We start from the raw sequence: 233 nt of genomic DNA on the forward strand, positions 1-233 counted from the left end.
TACAACAAGCTGGAGGCGAATTCCCCGCCTGATCATTGTGCGGTGCAATATTCATTGAAAGTGGGGCTTCGATGGGTAATGTCCCGGCCGAAAGGGGCGCTCGGGCGTCGCCTTTCGAGTGGCGGTTGGTGGTTTTGGCCTTCAGCCAGGAATCCGAAAACATATTTTGAAAATTGACTGGAGAGGTCAAAATGAACATCAAGAGCCTCCTTCTCGGCTCGGCTGCGGCTCTG

The 233-nt window shown here is 53.6% G+C and carries 1 protein-coding gene; it reads right to left on the bottom strand.

Translation table 11 applies throughout. The annotated features are described in order from the left end of the window. On the bottom strand, nt 1–199 hold a 199-nt coding region (locus NLU14_RS22960), incomplete at its 3' end, for a hypothetical protein (RefSeq protein ID WP_275710962.1). Between the last annotated feature and the right edge of the window lie 34 nt (nt 200–233).

Origin of the sequence: Marinobacter iranensis (assembly GCF_029207565.1) — a bacterium.
Classification (GTDB): Bacteria; Pseudomonadota; Gammaproteobacteria; order Pseudomonadales; family Oleiphilaceae; genus Marinobacter; species Marinobacter iranensis.